The 17,969-nt window shown below is 64.9% G+C and carries 19 protein-coding genes; 7 read left to right on the forward strand and 12 right to left on the reverse strand.

Going from position 1 to position 17,969, the window contains the following annotated elements:
- Positions 1-2 precede the first annotated feature (2 nt).
- The 3 genes from E6C48_RS15335 to E6C48_RS15345 all read left to right on the forward strand — a co-directional run bounded on the left by E6C48_RS15335 (position 3) and on the right by E6C48_RS15345 (position 2,337).
- Positions 3-1,172: a surface lipoprotein assembly modifier gene (locus tag E6C48_RS15335; RefSeq protein WP_136358743.1), complete on the forward strand. Its 1,170-nt coding sequence runs from the start codon at positions 3-5 to the stop codon at positions 1,170-1,172.
- Between the two features lie 90 nt (positions 1,173-1,262).
- Positions 1,263-1,868, forward strand: a complete 606-nt coding sequence (locus tag E6C48_RS15340; protein ID WP_136358745.1) for a hypothetical protein — start codon at positions 1,263-1,265, stop codon at positions 1,866-1,868.
- Positions 1,869-1,872: 4 nt separating this feature from the next.
- Positions 1,873-2,337 carry a helix-turn-helix transcriptional regulator gene (locus E6C48_RS15345; RefSeq protein ID WP_136358747.1) on the forward strand — a complete coding sequence of 155 codons (465 nt, stop codon included), beginning with the start codon at positions 1,873-1,875 and terminating at the stop codon, positions 2,335-2,337.
- 44 nt (positions 2,338-2,381) lie between these two features.
- On the opposite strand, the gene E6C48_RS15350 is transcribed toward E6C48_RS15345, so the two are convergent.
- Entirely contained in the window at positions 2,382-3,248 is an 867-nt protein-coding gene (locus E6C48_RS15350; RefSeq protein ID WP_136358749.1) for an SDR family oxidoreductase, read from the reverse strand.
- 95 nt (positions 3,249-3,343) lie between these two features.
- Positions 3,344-3,769: a VOC family protein gene (locus E6C48_RS15355; RefSeq protein WP_136358751.1), complete on the reverse strand. Its 426-nt coding sequence runs from the start codon at positions 3,767-3,769 to the stop codon at positions 3,344-3,346.
- A 69-nt stretch (positions 3,770-3,838) separates the two neighbouring features.
- On the opposite strand from E6C48_RS15355, the gene E6C48_RS15360 reads away from it, so the two are divergent.
- Positions 3,839-4,432 carry a TetR/AcrR family transcriptional regulator gene (locus E6C48_RS15360; protein ID WP_136358753.1) on the forward strand — a complete coding sequence of 198 codons (594 nt, stop codon included), beginning with the start codon at positions 3,839-3,841 and terminating at the stop codon, positions 4,430-4,432.
- A 24-nt stretch (positions 4,433-4,456) separates the two neighbouring features.
- On the opposite strand, the gene E6C48_RS15365 is transcribed toward E6C48_RS15360, so the two are convergent.
- Positions 4,457-4,750, reverse strand: coding sequence for an HlyU family transcriptional regulator (locus tag E6C48_RS15365; RefSeq protein WP_136358755.1), 294 nt, complete (start codon positions 4,748-4,750; stop codon positions 4,457-4,459).
- 144 nt (positions 4,751-4,894) lie between these two features.
- Positions 4,895-5,566: a PadR family transcriptional regulator gene (locus tag E6C48_RS15370; RefSeq protein ID WP_136358757.1), complete on the reverse strand. Its 672-nt coding sequence runs from the start codon at positions 5,564-5,566 to the stop codon at positions 4,895-4,897.
- Positions 5,567-5,814: 248 nt separating this feature from the next.
- Between E6C48_RS15370 and E6C48_RS15375 the strand changes: the two genes are divergently transcribed.
- Complete coding sequence (locus tag E6C48_RS15375; protein ID WP_136358759.1) at positions 5,815-6,072, forward strand: DUF2798 domain-containing protein; 258 nt, start codon at positions 5,815-5,817, stop codon at positions 6,070-6,072.
- A gap of 5 nt (positions 6,073-6,077) precedes the next feature.
- On the opposite strand, the gene E6C48_RS15380 is transcribed toward E6C48_RS15375, so the two are convergent.
- Positions 6,078-6,503 carry a secondary thiamine-phosphate synthase enzyme YjbQ gene (locus E6C48_RS15380; RefSeq protein ID WP_136359102.1) on the reverse strand — a complete coding sequence of 142 codons (426 nt, stop codon included), beginning with the start codon at positions 6,501-6,503 and terminating at the stop codon, positions 6,078-6,080.
- An 11-nt stretch (positions 6,504-6,514) separates the two neighbouring features.
- Positions 6,515-7,126: a LysE family translocator gene (locus tag E6C48_RS15385; RefSeq protein ID WP_136358761.1), complete on the reverse strand. Its 612-nt coding sequence runs from the start codon at positions 7,124-7,126 to the stop codon at positions 6,515-6,517.
- A 143-nt stretch (positions 7,127-7,269) separates the two neighbouring features.
- Here E6C48_RS15385 and E6C48_RS15390 point away from each other — a divergent pair, with 143 nt between their 5' ends.
- A complete protein-coding gene (locus E6C48_RS15390) occupies positions 7,270-9,636 on the forward strand; it encodes a cation:proton antiporter domain-containing protein (protein WP_136358763.1) in 2,367 nt (788 codons plus the stop codon).
- An 83-nt stretch (positions 9,637-9,719) separates the two neighbouring features.
- Here E6C48_RS15390 and E6C48_RS15395 read toward each other — a convergent pair whose 3' ends face one another.
- From E6C48_RS15395 to aphA, 6 genes are all read right to left on the reverse strand, one after another.
- Positions 9,720-10,106, reverse strand: coding sequence for a DUF2442 domain-containing protein (locus E6C48_RS15395; protein WP_330998612.1), 387 nt, complete (start codon positions 10,104-10,106; stop codon positions 9,720-9,722).
- Entirely contained in the window at positions 10,016-10,276 is a 261-nt protein-coding gene (locus tag E6C48_RS15400) for a DUF4160 domain-containing protein (RefSeq protein WP_136358767.1), read from the reverse strand. Before E6C48_RS15400 ends, E6C48_RS15395 begins: the two co-directional genes overlap by 91 nt.
- Before the next feature lie 14 nt (positions 10,277-10,290).
- Entirely contained in the window at positions 10,291-12,324 is a 2,034-nt protein-coding gene (gene rpoD / locus E6C48_RS15405) for an RNA polymerase sigma factor RpoD (RefSeq protein WP_136358769.1), read from the reverse strand.
- 302 nt (positions 12,325-12,626) lie between these two features.
- Complete coding sequence (gene dnaG, locus E6C48_RS15410; RefSeq protein WP_136358771.1) at positions 12,627-14,567, reverse strand: DNA primase; 1,941 nt, start codon at positions 14,565-14,567, stop codon at positions 12,627-12,629.
- Positions 14,568-14,709: 142 nt separating this feature from the next.
- Complete coding sequence (locus tag E6C48_RS15415; protein WP_136358773.1) at positions 14,710-15,072, reverse strand: RcnB family protein; 363 nt, start codon at positions 15,070-15,072, stop codon at positions 14,710-14,712.
- Positions 15,073-15,256: 184 nt separating this feature from the next.
- Positions 15,257-15,943, reverse strand: a complete 687-nt coding sequence (gene aphA, locus E6C48_RS15420) for an acid phosphatase AphA (RefSeq protein WP_136358775.1) — start codon at positions 15,941-15,943, stop codon at positions 15,257-15,259.
- A gap of 358 nt (positions 15,944-16,301) precedes the next feature.
- Here aphA and E6C48_RS15425 point away from each other — a divergent pair, with 358 nt between their 5' ends.
- Positions 16,302-17,966, forward strand: coding sequence for a Na/Pi cotransporter family protein (locus E6C48_RS15425; protein ID WP_136358777.1), 1,665 nt, complete (start codon positions 16,302-16,304; stop codon positions 17,964-17,966).
- Positions 17,967-17,969 lie beyond the last annotated feature (3 nt).

The following is a 17,969-nucleotide window of genomic DNA, read 5'->3' on the forward strand; positions in this document are numbered from 1 at the left end:
CCATGACCCGCATCGGGGTGCTTGCCGGACTGTTGCTTGCAGGCGTGGCGACGAATGCGGTCGCCGCCACGCCGGCCGAGATCGAAGCCGGCTTCAGGCAGGCGATGATCGAAGCCCGCGAAGGCCGTCCGGACGTCGCGATCCAGCGTCTTCGGGCCTTGGCGAGCGAAACGGGGGCGCCGCGCATAAGGCTCGAACTCGGACTGCTGCTGCTGCGCACCGGCGACAGCGCCGGGGCGCTCACGCTGTTCCGGCAGGTCTATCTCGAGGCGGGCACCCCGCAGACCGTACGGCGCAATATCCTGCCGCTCATCGAGGAGGCGGAACTGCGCGTGCTGCGAGTCCGCTACGGTGCCAGGATCATCACGGACAGCAACCCCTCCCAGGTCAGCGAGGGCGGCACGATCTATTTCAACGGCGTGCCCCTGGAGTATCAGCCGCCCGCGCGGAAAGAGACCGCCTACGGCATCGAACCCTGGTTTTCAGCGGAAAAGCTCTGGCAGAACGGTTATCTGACGAAGTTCAACGCGTCGGCCCGGCTCTTCGAGGAGGATGACCTACGCAGGGGCCGGTTCCAGATCGCGGCCGGCAGGCGCGTAGCCGCCGTTCCCGGCCTTTTCGCCCAGGTCAGCGTCGACACCGAGATCGCCAACCACGGCTCCTATGTGCTGCCCTCGATCGAATCCTGGAAGCGGTTCCGGCTTTCCGACACCGCCGGTGTCGGCCTGGGCGGCCAGGTCGGCTACAGGGTCTCGCAGGAAGCGGATGTTTCCGGGCCGTTCTATCGCGGCTATGTCTTTGGCGACTGGACCTTCCAGCCGAACGCCACCGTGTTCGGGCGCCTGTCGGCGGAGATGCTCGACAGCCGGAACGACTTCTACGACTATGTCTCGACCAGGGTCGATTTCGGCTTCAATCTCGACATCGCCGATGTGGACGTCACGCCGCAGGTGAGCTGGAAGCAAACGTGGTTCGTCGAATACAGCCCGTTCTGGGGCAACCATCGCAAGGATACCACGATCAGGCCGGAGGTGACCGTCTCGAGCGGACAGCTCGAATGGAACGGCATTCGTCCCGAAATCAGCGCCTTCTACGAATGGCGCTCCAGCAACGTCGAAATCTATAAATACGACCAGCTCGGCGGCTACGTGAATTTGCGCAAGCTGTTCTGAAGCTCCCTCGCCCGCCCGTTGCCCTTGCGAGCGGGCCCTTGCGAACGGGATCGGAAGGCAGTTACGATGTAGACGGTTTGGGGGGAGACAATGGAGCATCCGCTGGTCGAGCGGCTGCTGGATGCCGTACTGGATACGGCGGCGTGGCCCGATGTCCTGCGCATGGTTGCGAACGAGTTCGCGGCCGATCACGTCTTTGCCTATCTCGTTTCGCCCGACGAAGTCAGGCCCTTCGCCTCGCGCGACAGCGAGGAGATCGTGCGGCTGCTGGTCGCCGACGACTGGCACGAGCGAAATCCGCGAATGGTGCGTGGACTTCAGCATGCCCGCAGCGGCCAGTTCAGCCTGCTGACCGACTGGCGCCTGTTCGATGCCGAGGAAATTGCAAAGGACCCGTTCGAGCAGGAATTCGCGGTCAAATACAATGCGGTTCACTATGCCGGCTCGTTCATCCCGTTCTCGAAAGGATCGTTCCTGACGCTCTCCATCGAGCGGGGACGGTCCAAGGGCGTATGCCGGCGCGGAAGAAGAGCGGGTCGGCCGTTTCATCGCCGAGGCGGCCCGCTCGTTGCGCTACGCCTTGCGGGCGCAGGCGCACCTTGCCTGCAGGCTTGTCGATTCGTTGAGCGGCTGCGGCGTTGCCCACGCCTGGGTCGACAGCCGGGCGAGGCTCCATCATGCCTCTCCGGCTTTTGACGAAATGATCGGCCGCTACCTGGGCGTGCGCAATAGCCGTGTGGTGCCCTTGGCGGGCAGTCCCCACCAGCTGCATTGGCTGATTGCGCAAGCCGGGAACGGCGAGCACGCCTGCGCGACGCTAAGGCTCGAAAACCCGTCTGACCCGCGCGACAGCGTCATCGTGCGCGCTGTTCCCCTGCGCACCGGAGGAGCGTTCGTCGGCGCATCGGCGGATGTCCTGCTATCCGTCGAAACGGTGGCGGTCGAAGAAGATCCTGCGCAGCTCCTGAAGAGCCGTTTTGGCCTGACGCCAGCAGAAGTCCGCCTGGTTGCGCAATTGAACGGGGGAAAGACGCTGCGCCAGGCGGCTGATCTGGAATCCATTTCCTACGAAACCGCGCGAACGCGCCTGAAGGTCATCTTCCACAAGACGTCGGTATCGCGGCAGGCCGAGCTTATCCGGCTTCTCGGCACGCTGGATCGGTGAGCCGGGCGTAGGCTCGCTATCCCCACCCCGAAAATGTCCAGACGTCAGAGCAGGCTGCCGACTTTCGTGTCGGTCCGTGCGAACACCTCGTCGGGCACGAAGAAATCGCCGGCGAGCGGCCCCTTGGCGCCCGGTGCGTAGTGGGAAAAATCGGTGACGCCCTCGGCCCGCAGCACTTCCTCGTCGATGTAGAAGTTGCCGGTCGCCTCGCGCGACGGCCGGTTGAAGATGGCATGGGCGGCGTCGGCCATTATGTCGGGCGAGCGGCTCATCGAGGCCACCGTCTCGCCGCCGAGCAGGTTGCGCACGGCGGATGTGTCGATGGCCGTCAGCGGCCACAGCGAGTTCACGGCGATGCCGTCCCTGGCGAATTCGGCGCTCATGCCCAGCGTGCACATCGACATGCCGAACTTGGCCATCGTGTAGGCGACATGGTTCTTGAACCACTTGGCCTTCATGTCGAGCGGCGGCGCCAGATTCAGAATGTGAGGGTTTTCCGCCAACTTCAGATGGGGAATGCACATTTTCGAGACAAGAAAGGTGCCGCGCGTGTTGATGTGGTGCATCAGGTCATAGCGCTTCATGTCGGTTTCCAGCGTGCCGGTGAGCTGGATCGCCGAGGCATTGTTGACGCAGATGTCGATGCCGCCGAACTTTTCGACCGTCGCGGCGACGGCAGCGGCGACCTGGCCCTCCTCGCGGATGTCGCACAGCACCGGCAGCGCCTTGCCGCCGGCCTTCTCGATCTCGTCCGCGGCGGTATAGATGGTGCCCGGCAGCTTGGGATGCGGCTCGGCGGTCTTGGCCGCGATGGTGACGTTGGCGCCGTCACGCGCGGCGCGCAGCGCGATCGCCAGACCGATGCCGCGCGACCCGCCGGAGATGAACAGCGTCTTTCCCTTGAGCGACATGATCGGCCTCCAATCTTCGATGGCGATCCTTGCCCGCTCCCATACCGCCGTGCAAGCCCGTGACACGGCTCGCGTCGGTTACGCTGCGTCGCCTCTTATGCGCCGACCGCTTCGGGCGCATATTGGGCAAGGAACTCCGCGCTCGGCGGGATGGGCTTGATGACGTCGATCAGCACGCCGTTCGGGTCCTGCGTGATGAAATGGCGCTGGCCGAAAGGTTCGTCTCGCAGGGAACGCAGGATGGGAAGCCCGGCCGCCGCCACCCGCTCGTGCACGGCATCGACGTCCCTGACTTCGAAATTGATCAGCAGGCCGCCCGCCCTGCCCCGGCCGGCTTCCGGAATGGTCTCGTGGTCGCCCTGGACGATACCGAGATTGACCCGCTTGTCCTCACTCGACTGGAGATGGACGTACCAGTCGCTCTCGAACAGCGGCTTGAAGCGGAAATGCTCGACGTAGAAGCGCATCGTGGCAGTGACGTCGCCGGTCATCAGCACCGGATAATAGCTGGTTGTTTTCATGGCTTTCCATCTTTCATCAAAAAACATACAGTCTGCATGTAAACACGAATTAACATACAGGCTGCATGTATGCAAGATGAGAAACCGCGACGCTCCAACCGCGAGCGCACCGAAAGCACTCGTGCCGACCTGATCGCGGCGGCACGCCTGCTGTTCATTGAGAAATCCTATGCGGAGACCGGCACGCCCGAGATCGTCGCTGCGGCGGGCGTCACGCGCGGCGCGCTTTACCACCACTTTCCCGACAAGCAGGCGCTGTTCCGCGCCGTCGTTGAAAAGGAGGCGGAGGCTGTCGCCGCCGAGATCGAGGCAGGCGCGCCCGAAACGCTTGCGCCGCGCGACGCGCTGATGGCCGGCTCGGACGCCTATCTGGCCGCCATGCGCGCGCCCGGCCGCACCCGCCTGCTGCTGCTCGAGGGGCCGGTCGTGCTCGGCCGCACCGAAATGGACGAGATCGACGCCCGCCACGGCAACCGCACGCTGCGCGAAGGGCTTGTCGCCGCCATGCGTTCGGGCGCCGTCAGGAAACTTCCGGTCGATGCGCTGACGCTGCTGTTGGCCGCGCTGTTCGACCGTGCGGCGCTGGCGGCGGACGCCGGCGCTCCCGCTGACGACCACCGGCAGGTCATCGCTGCCCTGATCGAGGGATTGGGAAAGACGTGAACCGGCGAGTTCAGGCCAACGGGCTCAGTTGAACAGCCGCTCGCCCTGCTCGTCGATGAGCTGGATGCCCTTCTTGATGGCGATGTCGGCGGCGTCGTCCAGGCCGGCGAAGCGGTCTGCGCGGATGAAACGGTGCTCCTTCGCCTCGCCGTCGACCGTCTTGGTGATGACGCCGCAGGTCTGGTACTGGCCCTCTGCCTTATAGGGCGTCGCGCTGACCACGAAGCCCTTGTGCTCGACCTGCTTGACCGGCTTGGCGTCGGCATCCGCGCTCTCGCTCGCACCGCCGCCACCGAAAAGACGTTTCAGGAAAGACATGCCATTCTCCTCGGCATCCACAATGGCGGACCCGGCCGGCCCGATGCAACCGCTTTGTTGCAGACCGGATGCCATGCCGCAAGCACCATGCGCCGGCCCCATGACGGAAGCCGGCGCACGATGGCATACCTTCCTGCGCCGCGTTCAGTCGCGCGACAGGGCTTCCATCGCCTGGATGGCGTTTTCGAGGATGGCGATCGCCTCGGCCTGCTTTTCGGCCGGTGCGTCGGCGATATCGGCCAGCGCCGCCTTGAGGCGATGGCGCAGCGCCCGGAAGCGCGGATCGCGCGCATGGCGCCCACGCCGTCCCTCCTTGTCGTCCTCCCAGCCGAACCACTCGCGCGCCTTGGCCATCTTGCGGCCGAAGCGCTCGATCTGCTCCAGTACGCCTTCCACCATGGCGCGGTTCTCATCCAGATGCGCCTGCCCGGCCTCGGTGATCGAGAACACCTTCTTGGTGCCCTCGGTGGCCGAGACGGCGTAGCCGGCCTCCTCGAGGAAGGTCAGCGTCGGATAGACCACGCCGGGGCTCGGGGTGTAGACGCCGCTCGAGATTTCCTCCAGCGCCTTGATGATGTCGTAGCCGTGGCGTGGCGTCTGCGACAGGAGCCGGAGCGTGATGAGCTTGAGGTCGCCGTCGGCCAGCATGCGGCCGGCGCGCAGCATGTCGGCCGGGCCGCCGCGACCGCCGCCGCGCATTCCGGGTCCATGGCCGCCGAACGGGCCGAAACCGCCGCCTCGCCCGCCGAAGCGTCCGGCCATGTGCCTGAACGGCGGCTCGCCGCAGGGACCGTGTCTATGTCTGTGTCCGAACATCGGAACTCCTTTCGATATGTCTTACGATATATCTCACATAAAGGCAGTCGCGCGCCATTTCAAGATATATCTTACGATACATCGTCACGGGTTGCATCCCGCAGGCGAAGCCTCTACAGGAGCCCGCGAAGGCATCGCCTTCCGTAAGCGTGTGACGTCAGGCAACGCATCCAACCCCGGCCGCCCGCCGGGCCTGCCCCAAAGGCAAGGATGCCCTGTGACGACCGGAACGCTTCGAGGAAATTCCCATGACTTCCAGACTTCGACGCAGGAAGCTGCCTGCGCGCTATGCCGCCTTCGTCAGCCCGCTCGTGCTCTCGGTGCTGATGACCTTCATCGTCTCGCTGATCTCGACGCTGAAGGGCGTCGGCTTGCGGCCCGATTTCATATCGCTGTGGATGGCGGCCTGGGGCCTGTCCTGGCTGGTCGCCTTTCCGACGCTGCTGGCGGTCCTGCCGGCGGTAAGGCGCATCGTCGGCTTGCTTTGCCACTCGCGGCCGGCCTGACCCCGTCAGGCCAGATGCAGCACGATCTCGCGCCGGTGCGGCCGACCGCGATGCTCGAACAGGTAGAGACCCTGCCATGTGCCGAGCATCAGCCGTCCGGCCGAGACCGGAATGGACAGCGAAACCGCCGTCAGCGCCGCCTTGATATGGGCCGGCATATCGTCCGGCCCCTCATCGCGGTGAACCAGATAGGCCATCGATTGCGCATCGGCATCGGGAACGAGCCGCCGGAAGAAGGCGTCGAGATCGTGCCGGACATCGGGGTCGGCGTTCTCCTGAATGAGCAGCGAGCAGGACGTGTGGCGAACGAAGGCCGTCAGAAGCCCGGCATCGATACCGGCGCCGTCGACAAAGCGGCGCGCCTCATCGGTGAACTCGTAAAGCCCCTGCCCGCGCGTGGCGATCGTCAGGAGCGTTTGCGTGCCGGCCAGCGTCCCGGTTCCTACTGCTGCTGCACCGCAAGGCGCGCGCCGAGCGCCACGAAGGCGGCGGCGAAAGTGCGCCGCATCCACATCATGATGCGGGGGCTGGAGACGATCCGGTCGCGCATCGCCGCCGCGCAAAGCCCGTAGAGCGAGAAGATGACGAAGGTCGCCAGCATGAAGATGCCGGACAGTTCCAGCATGCGCGCCAGAACGTGCGTTTCGCCCGCCGCGATGAACTGCGGCAGGAAGGCGACGAAGAAGATCGAGAGCTTCGGGTTGAGCAGGTTGATGAGGATGCCGTCGGTTATGACCTGAACCGCGCTGCGTGCGTCCGGCCTCTCCTCGATCTTCAGCGCGCCGTGCTCACGCAGCGTCCCCCAGGCCATGTAGAGCAGGTAGGCGACGCCGGCGTATTTGACGATCTCGAAGGCCAGCGCGCTTGTGTGCAACAGCGCGGCAAGGCCGGTCAGCGCGGCGATGAGATGCGGCACGATGCCCAGCGTGCAGGCGAAGGCAGCCAGGATGCCTGCCCTGCCGCCACGCGACAGGCCGGCCCCGATGGTGAACAACGCGCCCGTTCCGGGTGAAGCCACGACGACGAGCGTGGTGATGAGGAATTCAACGGACATTGCATCGCCTCCGGGACACGCACAATAACGGTCCCGGCGGCCGCGTAAAGCGGCGTCCATGGCCGGAAAACGGTTGCCCTGGCAGGCGGCGCACGCGTAGGTAGATCGAGACACGTCGGGACCGTCCCCTCTCACGAGGACTTATGCAGGCACAAACACGTTCAACGCCGCGTTTCCGCGCGCTGCCCATCGCAGCTTTCCTTTGCGTAGCCACGGCGTTGGCTACCACTGCCGCATGGGGCGCCGAGGAACAAAAGTCCGCCGGTGCCAGCGAGGCCCTGTTCATCGCCCAGATCCTGCTCCTGCTCGTTGTCGGGCGCAGCTTCGGCGAACTGCTGGAACGGCTCGGTCAGCCGGCGGTGATGGGCCAGCTCATCGGCGGCGTCCTGCTCGGCCCCTCGCTGTTCGGCTGGCTGTGGCCGGAGGCGCAGCACTTCATTTTCCCCGCCGACGCCGCGCAGAAGAGCATGACCGTCGCCATGGCCGACCTCGGCATCCTGATGCTGCTGCTTTTGACCGGTATGGAAACCGACCTCAGGCTCGTGCGGCGGGTCAGCGCCGCCTGCTTCTCCATCTCGGCGACGGGCATCGTGCTGCCGTTCGCCTGCGGTTTCGGCCTCGCCCAGCTGCTTCCCGATTCGCTGCTGCCGCGGCCGGACCAGCGGCTCGTCGCCGGCCTGTTCCTTGGCACCGCCCTGTCGATCTCCTCGGTCAAGATCGTCGCCATCGTCGTGCGCGAGATGAATTTCATGCGCCGCGACCTTGGCCAGGTCATTGTCGCCTCCGCCATCATCGAGGACACCATCGGCTGGGTCGTCATCGCTATGACCTTCGGCATCGCCACCAGCGGCACGCTCAATCCAATGTCGCTGCTGGCGACGGTAGGCGGCACCATCCTGTTCATGGTCCTCAGCCTCACCGTCGGCCGACGCATCGTCTTCGTGCTGATCCGCTGGGCCAACGACACCTTGCGCTCCGAATACGCCGTCATCACGGTGATCCTCATCATCATGGGCGCCATGGCGCTGATCACCAACTTCATCGGTGTCCACACCGTGCTCGGCGCCTTCGTCGCCGGCATCCTCGTCGGCGAATCGCCGATCCTGTCGGACCGCATCGAGAGCCAACTGCGCGGCATCATCACCGCACTCTTCATGCCCGTCTTCTTCGGCATGGCCGGGCTCGAAGCCGATCTCACGGTGCTCGCCGACCCGACGCTGGCCCTTTTGACGTTCGGCCTCATAATCGTGGCCAGCGTCGGCAAGTTCAGCGGCGCCTTCGCCGGCAGCCGGCTGGCGAACCTGTCCTGGAAGGAAGCCTTCGCCGTCGGCAGCGCCATGAACGCGCGCGGCTCCACCGAGGTCATCGTCGCCACCATCGGCCTGTCGATGAACATCCTGTCGCACAACCTTTTCACCATGATCGTCACCATGGCGGTGGCCACGACGCTGATGATGCCGCCCATGCTGCGCTGGGCGCTCTCGCGCATCCCGCTGCATCCGGGCGAGAAGGAACGGCTGGAGCGCGAGACGCTCGACGAGCGCGGTTTCGTCGCCCGGCTGAAACGCCTGCTTCTGGTCGCCGACGACAGCGCCATCGGTCGCTTCACGGCCCAGCTTGCGGGCCTGCTCGGCGGTGCCAGGGGCATGCCGACCACGCTTTTGCCGCTCGCCGCGCGCAGCGACCCGCAAAGCGCCGCCGACAGCCATCTGGAAGCGCTGAAGCGTGGCGCAAGGGTCAGTGCCAGCGCCGCCATGGAAGGCGAGAACCTGTCCGTCGACCATATGCAGTTCACCACCCGCACCGACCGCCAGGCCACCGCAGAATCCGTCGCCGAAGAGGCGCGCAAGGGCTATGACCTGATGCTGGTCGGCATCGACAGGGCGCTGACGCCGAAGGGCGCCTATTCGAAGAAGCTCGACGAGTTGACCAGCGGCTTCGACGGTCCGCTGTGTCTCGTCTTCAAGGGCAAGAGCAAGGGCGCCAGGGTCCCGGTTCTCGATCAAGGCTCGACCATTCTCGTACCGGTGAACGGTACTGAGGTTTCGCGTCGCGCCGCCGACGTGGCGCTCACCATGGCGCGCGCAACGGGTGCAAACGTGCGCGCGCTTTATGTGCAGCTCACCGGCCAGGGAAGCGGCTCCGGCACCTCGCTTTCGCACCGGCACGAGGAAGCGACGCTGAAGGACGTGTCCGACATGGCCGAACGCTACGGCGTTGCCGTGAAGACCGACCTGCGCACGCGCCGCGCCGCCGCCGAGACCATCTGCAAGGAAGCCGCCAGGGGCACGGCCGTCGTGGTGATGGGCGTGACCCAGCGTTCGGGCAAGGACTTGCTCCTGGGCGAGACGGCTGCCGGCGTCGTCGCCAGGTGCGAGGCCCCCGTCGTGCTGGTGGCGGCCGAGCGCGCGCGCCGGGGCGACACGGAGGCGGAGGCCCAGCGCACCGGCAAAGCCGACGCCCGTGACCCGCGCGCCGAGCCGTCGCCGAAGGAATACAAGCCGGACTGACGCGGCAATCCCGGCGAGTCAAAAACAAAACCCGGTCAATCGCTTGGCCGGGTTTTTCGATTCAGATTGAGAGCGAGGGTCGATTAATCTTCGTAAGGAACAACGACACTCACACCCGATTCCTTGATGTCGTCATACATGGCATCGGGAGCCAGATCGAGATTTCCGGGCCATGTCACGGCGCCCCATCGCAGGTGGACCTCGTCGAAGACCGCTTCGTCGCGAAGCGAAGCAAACACGCCGGCTTTTGGCGAAGTAAGAAGCGGGCTCATATGAACCTCACCTTCCAGCCCGTCGATAAACCGGACTTTCAGCCTGTAGTCAGACATAGGCGCCACCGATGCGACCCTCCAAGGCAGGTCGGGGCGAATTTCCGCTTCTATCTCAGCGGCAGGATTTGCCTGGGCATTTCGTGCACCCGACATAGCTCCCAGTTCTCCATCAACTCCGATCGATGCTGTTCGGCCCATTCTATCACAAGCGCCAGCGCACGCCGAGGTAGTCCGCCGCGCATCACTGTGAGCGTCTCAATGGCAATGACCGCTTCGTCTTCGCCGTAGAGTGCGTGAAAATGCGGCGGGGCGTGATCGTTCCAGAACATCTGGATCGCGATACCGTAGAAATAACAGATCGTCGGCATCGCGATCTTCCAGCTCAGCTGTCGAGGAAGCTCCTCAGCTTGCGGCTGCGGCTCGGATGCTTGAGCTTCCTGAGCGCCTTGGCCTCGATCTGGCGGATGCGCTCGCGCGTCACCGAGAACTGCTGGCCGACCTCTTCAAGCGTGTGGTCGGTGTTCATGCCGATGCCGAAGCGCATGCGAAGCACGCGCTCCTCGCGCGGGGTCAGCGAGGCCAGCACCCGCGTCGTCGTCTCACGCAGGTTGGCCTGGATCGCCGCGTCGATGGGCAGGATGGCGCCCTTGTCCTCGATGAAGTCGCCGAGATGCGAATCCTCTTCGTCGCCCACCGGCGTCTCGAGGCTGATCGGCTCCTTGGCGATCTTCAAGACCTTGCGCACCTTCTCCAGCGGCATGGCGAGCTTTTCCGCCAGTTCCTCCGGCGTCGGCTCGCGGCCGATCTCGTGCAGCATCTGGCGCGAGGTCCGCACGATCTTGTTGATCGTCTCGATCATGTGCACCGGGATGCGGATGGTGCGCGCCTGGTCGGCGATCGAACGGGTGATCGCCTGCCGGATCCACCATGTCGCGTAGGTCGAGAACTTGTAGCCGCGCCGGTATTCGAACTTGTCCACCGCCTTCATCAGGCCGATGTTGCCTTCCTGGATCAGATCGAGGAACTGCAGGCCGCGGTTGGTGTACTTCTTGGCGATGGAGATGACGAGGCGCAGGTTCGCTTCTACCATCTCCTTCTTGGCAATGGCCGCTTCCCGCTCGCCTTTCTGCACCTGGTTGACGATCTTGCGGAATTCCAGGATCGAAATGGCCGTCTCGGTGGCGAGGTTCTGGATCTCCCCGCGAATGTCGCGGATCGTGTCCTTCTCGTTGCGGGTGAATTCCTTCCAGCCGCGCGAGGTCAGGTTGGCGATCGAGCGCGTCCAGTTCGGGTCCAGCTCGGAACCCTGGTATTCCTTGAGGAATTCGTCGCGCCGCACGCCGTAGCTTTCGGCGAGGCGCAAGAGCTTGCCCTCGTTCTGCACCAGCCGCTTGTTGATGTCGTAGAGCTGCTCGACCAGCGCCTCGATGCGCGCCTGGTTGAGCGACAGCGACTTCACCGCCTTGATGAGCTGGTCCTTCAACTCCTTCAGGCGGCGGTCCTGGCTGGGCGACAGCGTGCCGGCCGCGGCCAGCCGGTTCTCGACCTGCTGGTCCTGCAACTTGCGCAGCTTCTTGTAGGTGTCGGCGATGACGTCGAGCGTCTCCATCACCTGCGGGCGAAGCTCGGCTTCCATCGCCGCCAGCGAAAGATTCGCCTCGTCCTCGTCTTCCTCGTCGTCCTCGACGCGGCTTTCGCCGCCGACATTGGTGATGTCGTCTTCCTCTTCGCCGCGAGCACGGCGGGCCGCTCCGCGCGGCTCGTCCTGCTTCGGCTTGGCGTCTTCGTCGACACGCTCGACCACCGGCGCCTGCTTGGCCTCGGGGCCGGCATAGGTGGCTTCGAGGTCGATGATCTCGCGCAGCAGAATCTTGGCTTCGTTGAGTTCGTCGCGCCAGATGATGATGGCCTGGAAGGTCAGCGGCGATTCGCACAGGCCCGCGATCATCGTCTCGCGGCCTGCCTCGATGCGCTTGGCAATGGCGATTTCGCCCTCGCGCGACAGGAGCTCGACCGAGCCCATTTCGCGCAGGTACATGCGCACCGGATCGTCGGTGCGGTCGGTCGGTTCCTTCTTGGCCGGGGCCGCGACCGCCGTGCCGGTCTGCTCGGCGATCTCGTTGGCGTCCTCCTCGGCATCCGCCTGAGTGTCGCCGCCCTCGGCCTCCTCGGCCTGCTCGTCGTCCTCGACGACGTTGATGCCCATGTCGGAGAGCATCGCCATCGTGTCCTCGATCTGCTCGGAGGTCACTTCCTCCGACGGCAGCACCGAGTTCAATTCGTCCATCGTGACATAGCCGCGCTTCTTGGCGGCCTTGATCATCTTCTTGACGGCATCGTCGGAAAGGTCGAGCAGCGGGCCGTCGCTCGTGGCCTCGCGTTCGTTCTCGACCTCTTCCTTTTCCTTAGTCGCCATTCTTTGTCGTCTCCATGCGGCCCTGTCACGGCCGCGTCGCTGTCAGATCGGGCAAATCAGTTGCAATCGCTCACGCGCGCGCCGACAAGCCAGTATATGCCTCTGCGTTAAGTCCAGATTAACCCTGATATCTGTGGCGGGAATTCATCCCGTCCAGTCCTTGTGCTCCACATCGCTCTTTCCCCGTCGATGCCGGATGCGGGTTAACGTTTCGAATCGTCCTGATTCCGTCATTCCACTGGAAGGTCAAGCGCCTGTCGCATGATTCGCACTAAAAAAGCGAATCAAATGCCTGCTCGCACTCAAACCCGGCCGGCTCGCCCGGAAGACACGCCGAAGCCTTCAATCAGCGCCTCGGTGGCCTGCACGTCGCGGAACTGCGCCTGGATTTCGACCAGATGCCGATAATTTTCGTCGGTCGGATCGCTGGCAAGTGCTGCTTCCGCCTGTTTCAGCTCCCTATGTAAGGTGCGCGCGCTGCGGTGCAAGTGTAGCGCCTGGGTGAAGGCGTCGCGGGCATCCTCGATCGCAGCCGCCTCGAGCGCCGGCCATTGGCGCGTGCGCCGCACCAGCGCCACCGCGCGTTCCCACACGTCTCGGCAGCCGGCCCGGTCGATCGCCTCGACCACCGCGTTGCGGTCGGTGGCAAGGTCATGCGCCAGCGCATCGAGCAGCGCCGTATGCAGCCGGCGCAGATCGCCGTTTGCAAGGTCGAGGAACTCGACATGCTCGAAATTCTCGTCGATCAGCAGGGGATGGTTGACCAGCGCCACCACGATGGTCGCCTCGCGCACCGACATCGCCTCGCCGGCCCGCCGCACCAGCGCCGAGCGGCCGAGGCTTTCGGTGATGGCGCCGCGCCCGCCGGCACCGCCGCCGCGCGACCATTGGCCGCCCTGCCCCTGCTTCCAGCCCTGGTTCTGGCCGCGCCCGCCGGGACGCTCCCGGCCGCCGCCGCGCTGCGCGCCGAAGAAGGAGTGCACGCGGTCGCGCATCTCCTGTTGGTAGTGGTAGCGCACGCTCTCGTCGCGGATGCGGCTGGTCAGTTCGCGCAGCGTCTTTTCCAGTTCCGCCCGGCGCTCCGGCGTGTCGAAGACGCCACCGGCCGTCTCGCGCATCCACAAAAGGTCGGCCAGCGGCCGCGCCTCGGAAAGCACGGCGCGAAAAGCGTCCGGCCCGTCCGCCTTGACGAGATCGTCGGGGTCCTTGCCTTCCGGCAGCAGCGCAAAGCGCGCCGTGCGGCCGGGCTGGATCGACGGCAGGATCAGGTCCGCCGCGCGCCACGCCGCCTTCAGGCCCGCCTGGTCGCCGTCGAAGCATAAGATTGGCTCACCGGCCATGCGCCACAAAAGTTCCATCTGGTTTTCGGTCAGCGCGGTGCCGAGCGGCGCCACCGCGTTCTCGAAGCCGGCCTGCGCCAGCGCGATCACGTCCATGTAGCCTTCGACGGCAATGACCGTGCCCTCCTTGCCCAGTGCCTTGCGGGCGCGGGCAAAATTGTAGAGCACGTTGCCCTTGTGGAAGAGTTCGGTCTCGGGCGAGTTGAGGTATTTCGCCGCCACGTCCGGCGACATCGCCCGCCCGCCGAAGGCGATGACCTTCCCGCGCGAATCCGGGATCGGAAACATGATGCGGTCGCGGAAGCGGTCGTAGGAAACCGGCACGTCCTCGAAGACGGTCAGCCCGCAGGCCTCCATCTGCGCCTTCTCGACGCCCTTGGATGCCAGAAATTCCTTCAGCGCGTTGCGGCTGTCGGGCGCATAGCCGAGGCGGAAACCCTGTTGCGTGGCCGAGGTCAGGCCGCGATCGCGCAGATAGGCGCGCGCCCTGGCGCCGTCGCTGCCCTGCAACCGCTCCTGGAAGAAGGCGGTCGCCATCTCCATCACGTCGGTCAGGCTGGCGCGCTGCCGCTCCCTGGCCTCCGCCTGCTCGTCGCGCGCCGGCATCGGCACGCCGGCCATGTCGGCGATGCGCTCGACCGCTTCGGGAAAACTGAGACCGTCAAGTTCGGTGAGGAAACGAAAGTGGTCCCCCGATACGCCGCAGCCGAAGCAATGGTAGCGGCCCTTACGATCCTCGCAGTGGAAGGACGGGCTCTTCTCGCCATGGAAGGGGCAGCAGGCCCACCAGTCGCCTTTCGAGGCATTGGTCTTTCGCCGGTCCCACGACACGCGCGCGCCGATGACCGCGGAGATCGGCACCCGATCGCGGATCTCGTCGAGGAAGGAAGGCTGGAAGCGCATCGCAGAGGCTCGTTTGGCCTCCATATAACCACGCGCGACCAGCCGGACGAGCCCTATCGTCAAGCATGCCCGGTTTTCACAGGCTGACCACGAAAAAGGCGGCCCTTGCGAGCCGCCTTCTTTGGTCTCGATAGGGATAGTTTTAGTTCGCCGCGACGATGCCGGCGATGACGCCCGAGAGCACCGAGACGAGCAGGTAGTCGTTGCCGACCCGCACCCACTGCTGGCCGTGGCCCGGCCGGCGCAGATGGTGGCGCTGCCAGTCGACGCGCTGGTGGCGGCGCCAGTCGGAATATCTCTGGCCGCGCTTCCACTGGTTGCGCTTCACCACTTTCTTCTTGATGATGACGCGCTTCTCGACCCTGCGATGGTCCGGCTTCCTCCAGTCGACATGGACGGTGTTCGCCTGCGGCGCGGCCGGCTGGCTGATTGGTGCCGCCTGGCCCGAGATTGCCGAAGCCGTCAGCATCGAAATGGCGAGAGCCGAAAGAACAAGACGCTTCATGGGAGGTACTCCTTGGTTGTCGATGCCGTGAGGAGTAGCGTCCTATCGATGAACCGAAACTGAATGGCTATCTTACATTTTTGTAATGATTTCCTCCACTTGGTTTCGTTTCCTAAACAAGCTCCGACTAATATGGATCGAGGCGGCGGCGCGGCGGACAACCCGACGCGCCGCCGCGACCGCTTCAATAGGCGGAATCGATGATCACCTCCTCGCCGAAGGAACCGTTCTTCGGCAGTGGCAGATAGGTGGAGTTGGGCGCCCGTAGCACCCGGATCGGCCGCGCATCGACTTCCAGCGCCGAACGCATGTCGCTGTCGGCGTCACCGTAGTAGATCTTGATGGCGTGCTCGCGCATGAACGAGGTCTTGGCGTCGCTGCCCTGGGTGAAGACCACCGGATGCATTTTCTTGATGCCGAACGTCTTTTCCAGGATGCCGGACAGCTTCTCGCCTTCCGTCGCCGTCCGCCCGGTGATGAAATAGATGTCGTCGCCGCGCCTCTGGTGCAGATCGATCAGCTTGCGCCCCACCTGCTTGGGAATGGAGTATTCGTCACAGCCGTCGTTGACCTCCTTCCAGAATTCGATGTTCTTCAGGTAGTCCTCGCTGCCGGGCGAGTATTTTTCCCGGCCGTGATAGAAGCAGGCGCTGGAAAACAGCAGCGTGTCGTCCACGTCGAAACCGACGACCATCGGCGCCTGCCCCTCCAGGCTCGCCTCGATCTGGTCGATCGACACCCAATGCACCGGCGCCGTGTGCATCAGCTCGTCCGTGCTGATGCCGGGATTGAGGTTTTTTGCCTCCTCGGCCATCGCCGGCATGGTCACGGCAAGGCTGAGCGCCGCCGCCAGAATGCTCCAGACTTTCATGTTCGTTCCCCTCTGGTCCGTTGAGTTCGCCGACAGATCCGGCACGACGATCCTAATGCAGGACCACGCCCGAGAGTACCGGCAGAACGATCCGACGACTGGGGCAGCCGCGTCTTCGACACTCGCCGGCGAGCACGCAAGGAGATATAGGAATTATACAATTATTACCGCAGCTTATGTGTCCGTGACCGCGCTTGCGCGGACCTGTGAAAAGCTGTATTGCCTGCGGTTCGCTTTGGCCGAAAAAATTAACCGGCTAAGATAGACCGACTGAAGGACAGGGTGTGATTCGCAACCTCCTCTCGATTCTCTGGAATTTGGCGCGGCCCTCGCGCGGGCCTCGCCGTGGAGCGTCGTCATGAGCGGTTCGGTCGTCCTGCTCCATCTTGCCGGCGCCGTCGCGCTGATGCTGTTCGCCACCCGAATGGTCAAGACCGGCGTCGAGCGCGCCTATGGCGACGTGCTGCGCCACCGCCTGCGCGCCACCATGCGCAACCCGATCCTGGCCGTGCTGGCCGGCACGGGGCTGGCCATCGCCTTCCAGAGCTCGACCGCCGTCACGCTTCTGGTCGGCTCCTTCGCCGGCGCCGGCATCGTCTCGGGCGCGGCCGGCCAGTTGGCCGTTCGCGGCGCCGAGATCGGTTCGGCCATCGTCACCAAGCTGCTCACCTTCGACCTGACGCTGCTGGTGCCGCTCTGCCTCATCACCGGCACCTTCATGTTCATGGCGACCGAGCGGCGCGACTGGCGCCAGGTCGGCCGCATCCTCGTCGGCATCGGCCTGCTGATCCTGTCGCTGGAAATGATCGGCCAGGCCTCCGAGCCGCTGCGCGACAGCCAGCTGATGCCGGTCATCATCGACTATTTCTCCGGCGATCCGCTCACTGCCTACCTCTTGGCGGCTCTTATAACGTGGCTGTTCCAGTCCTCCATCGCCGCCGTGCTGCTGATGGCGACGCTGGCCGGCCGCGGCCTCATCACCCCGGAACTCGGCGTCGTGCTGGTGCTCGGCGTCAACCTCGGCTCCTCAGTCATCGCGCCGATGCTGACGCGCGGCGCCGAGCCCGGCGTGCGCGTCGTGCCCGTCGGCAACCTTCTGATGCGCGGGCTCGGCTCGTTGGTGATGCTGGTGCTGATGATGATCGTCAAGCCGACGGTCGGCTTCCTCGGCGCCACCGCCTCCGACCAGATCGTCAACGCCCATATCCTGTTCAACGTCATCATCCTGATCGCCGGCCTGCCGCTGGCAGGCCTCGTCTACCGCGCTTCCGAGAAGATCGTCGCGCTCGGCGTGAAGCCGGAAGCCGCCGACGCGCTGCATGTCACCGAGCTTTCGGCGCTGGACGAAAAGGCACTCGGCACGCCTTCGCAGGCGCTCGCCAACGCCACGCGCGAGGTGGTGCGTGTCTGCGAGACAGTCGAGATCATGCTGAAGCGCATCATCGAGCTCTACGAGGATGCCGACGCCGACAGGATCCGCGCGCTGGCCGCCCTCGACGACCGCGTCGACGCCAAGCATGCGGCGATCAAGATCTATCTCGCCAAGCTGACCAAGAATTCGCTGACCGAAGCGGAAGCGCTCCGCTGCCAAGAGCTGATCGGCGCCTGCGTCAAGCTCGAGCAGGTCGGCGACATCATCGTGCGCAACATGCTGGTCCACGTCCGCAAGAAGTTCGAGCAGGGTCTTGCCTTCACCGACGAGGGCTGGCGCGAACTGACCGCCTTCCACGCCGCCGTGCTCGCCAACGCCCGCATGGCCTTCAACGTGCTCGTCTCGCGCGACGCCGAGACGGCGCGCCTGCTCGTGCTGGAGAAGGACCGTCTGCGCGACAGCGAGAAGGAAGCGAGCCAGAGCCACTTCCTGCGCCTGCGCGACGGCACGCCGAAGTCGATCGAGACGAGCTCGATCCACCTCGATACCATCCGTGACCTGAAGCAGATCAATTCGCTTCTGACCTCGATGGCCTATCCGGTGCTGGAGGAGCGCGGCCTGCTGCGCGGCTCGCGCCTCAAGGCAAGCTGAGGC

This window comes from Ollibium composti (genome assembly GCF_004801285.1).
Classification (GTDB): Bacteria; Pseudomonadota; Alphaproteobacteria; order Rhizobiales; family Rhizobiaceae; genus Mesorhizobium; species Mesorhizobium composti.

Bases quoted from the DNA above. Each gene is read 5' to 3' on its own strand.
- E6C48_RS15335 (WP_136358743.1), top strand. From the start codon at position 3: ATGACCCGCATCGGGGTGCTTGCCGGACTGTTGCTTGCAGGCGTGGCG.
- E6C48_RS15340 (WP_136358745.1), top strand. From the start codon at position 1,263: ATGGAGCATCCGCTGGTCGAGCGGCTGCTGGATGCCGTACTGGATACG.
- E6C48_RS15345 (WP_136358747.1), top strand. From the start codon at position 1,873: ATGATCGGCCGCTACCTGGGCGTGCGCAATAGCCGTGTGGTGCCCTTG.
- E6C48_RS15350 (WP_136358749.1), bottom strand. From the start codon at position 3,248: ATGTCGCTCAAGGGAAAGACGCTGTTCATCTCCGGCGGGTCGCGCGGC.
- E6C48_RS15355 (WP_136358751.1), bottom strand. From the start codon at position 3,769: ATGAAAACAACCAGCTATTATCCGGTGCTGATGACCGGCGACGTCACT.
- E6C48_RS15360 (WP_136358753.1), top strand. From the start codon at position 3,839: ATGCAAGATGAGAAACCGCGACGCTCCAACCGCGAGCGCACCGAAAGC.
- E6C48_RS15365 (WP_136358755.1), bottom strand. From the start codon at position 4,750: ATGTCTTTCCTGAAACGTCTTTTCGGTGGCGGCGGTGCGAGCGAGAGC.
- E6C48_RS15370 (WP_136358757.1), bottom strand. From the start codon at position 5,566: ATGTTCGGACACAGACATAGACACGGTCCCTGCGGCGAGCCGCCGTTC.
- E6C48_RS15375 (WP_136358759.1), top strand. From the start codon at position 5,815: ATGACTTCCAGACTTCGACGCAGGAAGCTGCCTGCGCGCTATGCCGCC.
- E6C48_RS15385 (WP_136358761.1), bottom strand. From the start codon at position 7,126: ATGTCCGTTGAATTCCTCATCACCACGCTCGTCGTCGTGGCTTCACCC.
- E6C48_RS15390 (WP_136358763.1), top strand. From the start codon at position 7,270: ATGCAGGCACAAACACGTTCAACGCCGCGTTTCCGCGCGCTGCCCATC.
- E6C48_RS15395 (WP_330998612.1), bottom strand. From the start codon at position 10,106: ATGGGCCGAACAGCATCGATCGGAGTTGATGGAGAACTGGGAGCTATG.
- E6C48_RS15400 (WP_136358767.1), bottom strand. From the start codon at position 10,276: ATGCCGACGATCTGTTATTTCTACGGTATCGCGATCCAGATGTTCTGG.
- rpoD (WP_136358769.1), bottom strand. From the start codon at position 12,324: ATGGCGACTAAGGAAAAGGAAGAGGTCGAGAACGAACGCGAGGCCACG.
- dnaG (WP_136358771.1), bottom strand. From the start codon at position 14,567: ATGCGCTTCCAGCCTTCCTTCCTCGACGAGATCCGCGATCGGGTGCCG.
- E6C48_RS15415 (WP_136358773.1), bottom strand. From the start codon at position 15,072: ATGAAGCGTCTTGTTCTTTCGGCTCTCGCCATTTCGATGCTGACGGCT.
- aphA (WP_136358775.1), bottom strand. From the start codon at position 15,943: ATGAAAGTCTGGAGCATTCTGGCGGCGGCGCTCAGCCTTGCCGTGACC.
- E6C48_RS15425 (WP_136358777.1), top strand. From the start codon at position 16,302: ATGAGCGGTTCGGTCGTCCTGCTCCATCTTGCCGGCGCCGTCGCGCTG.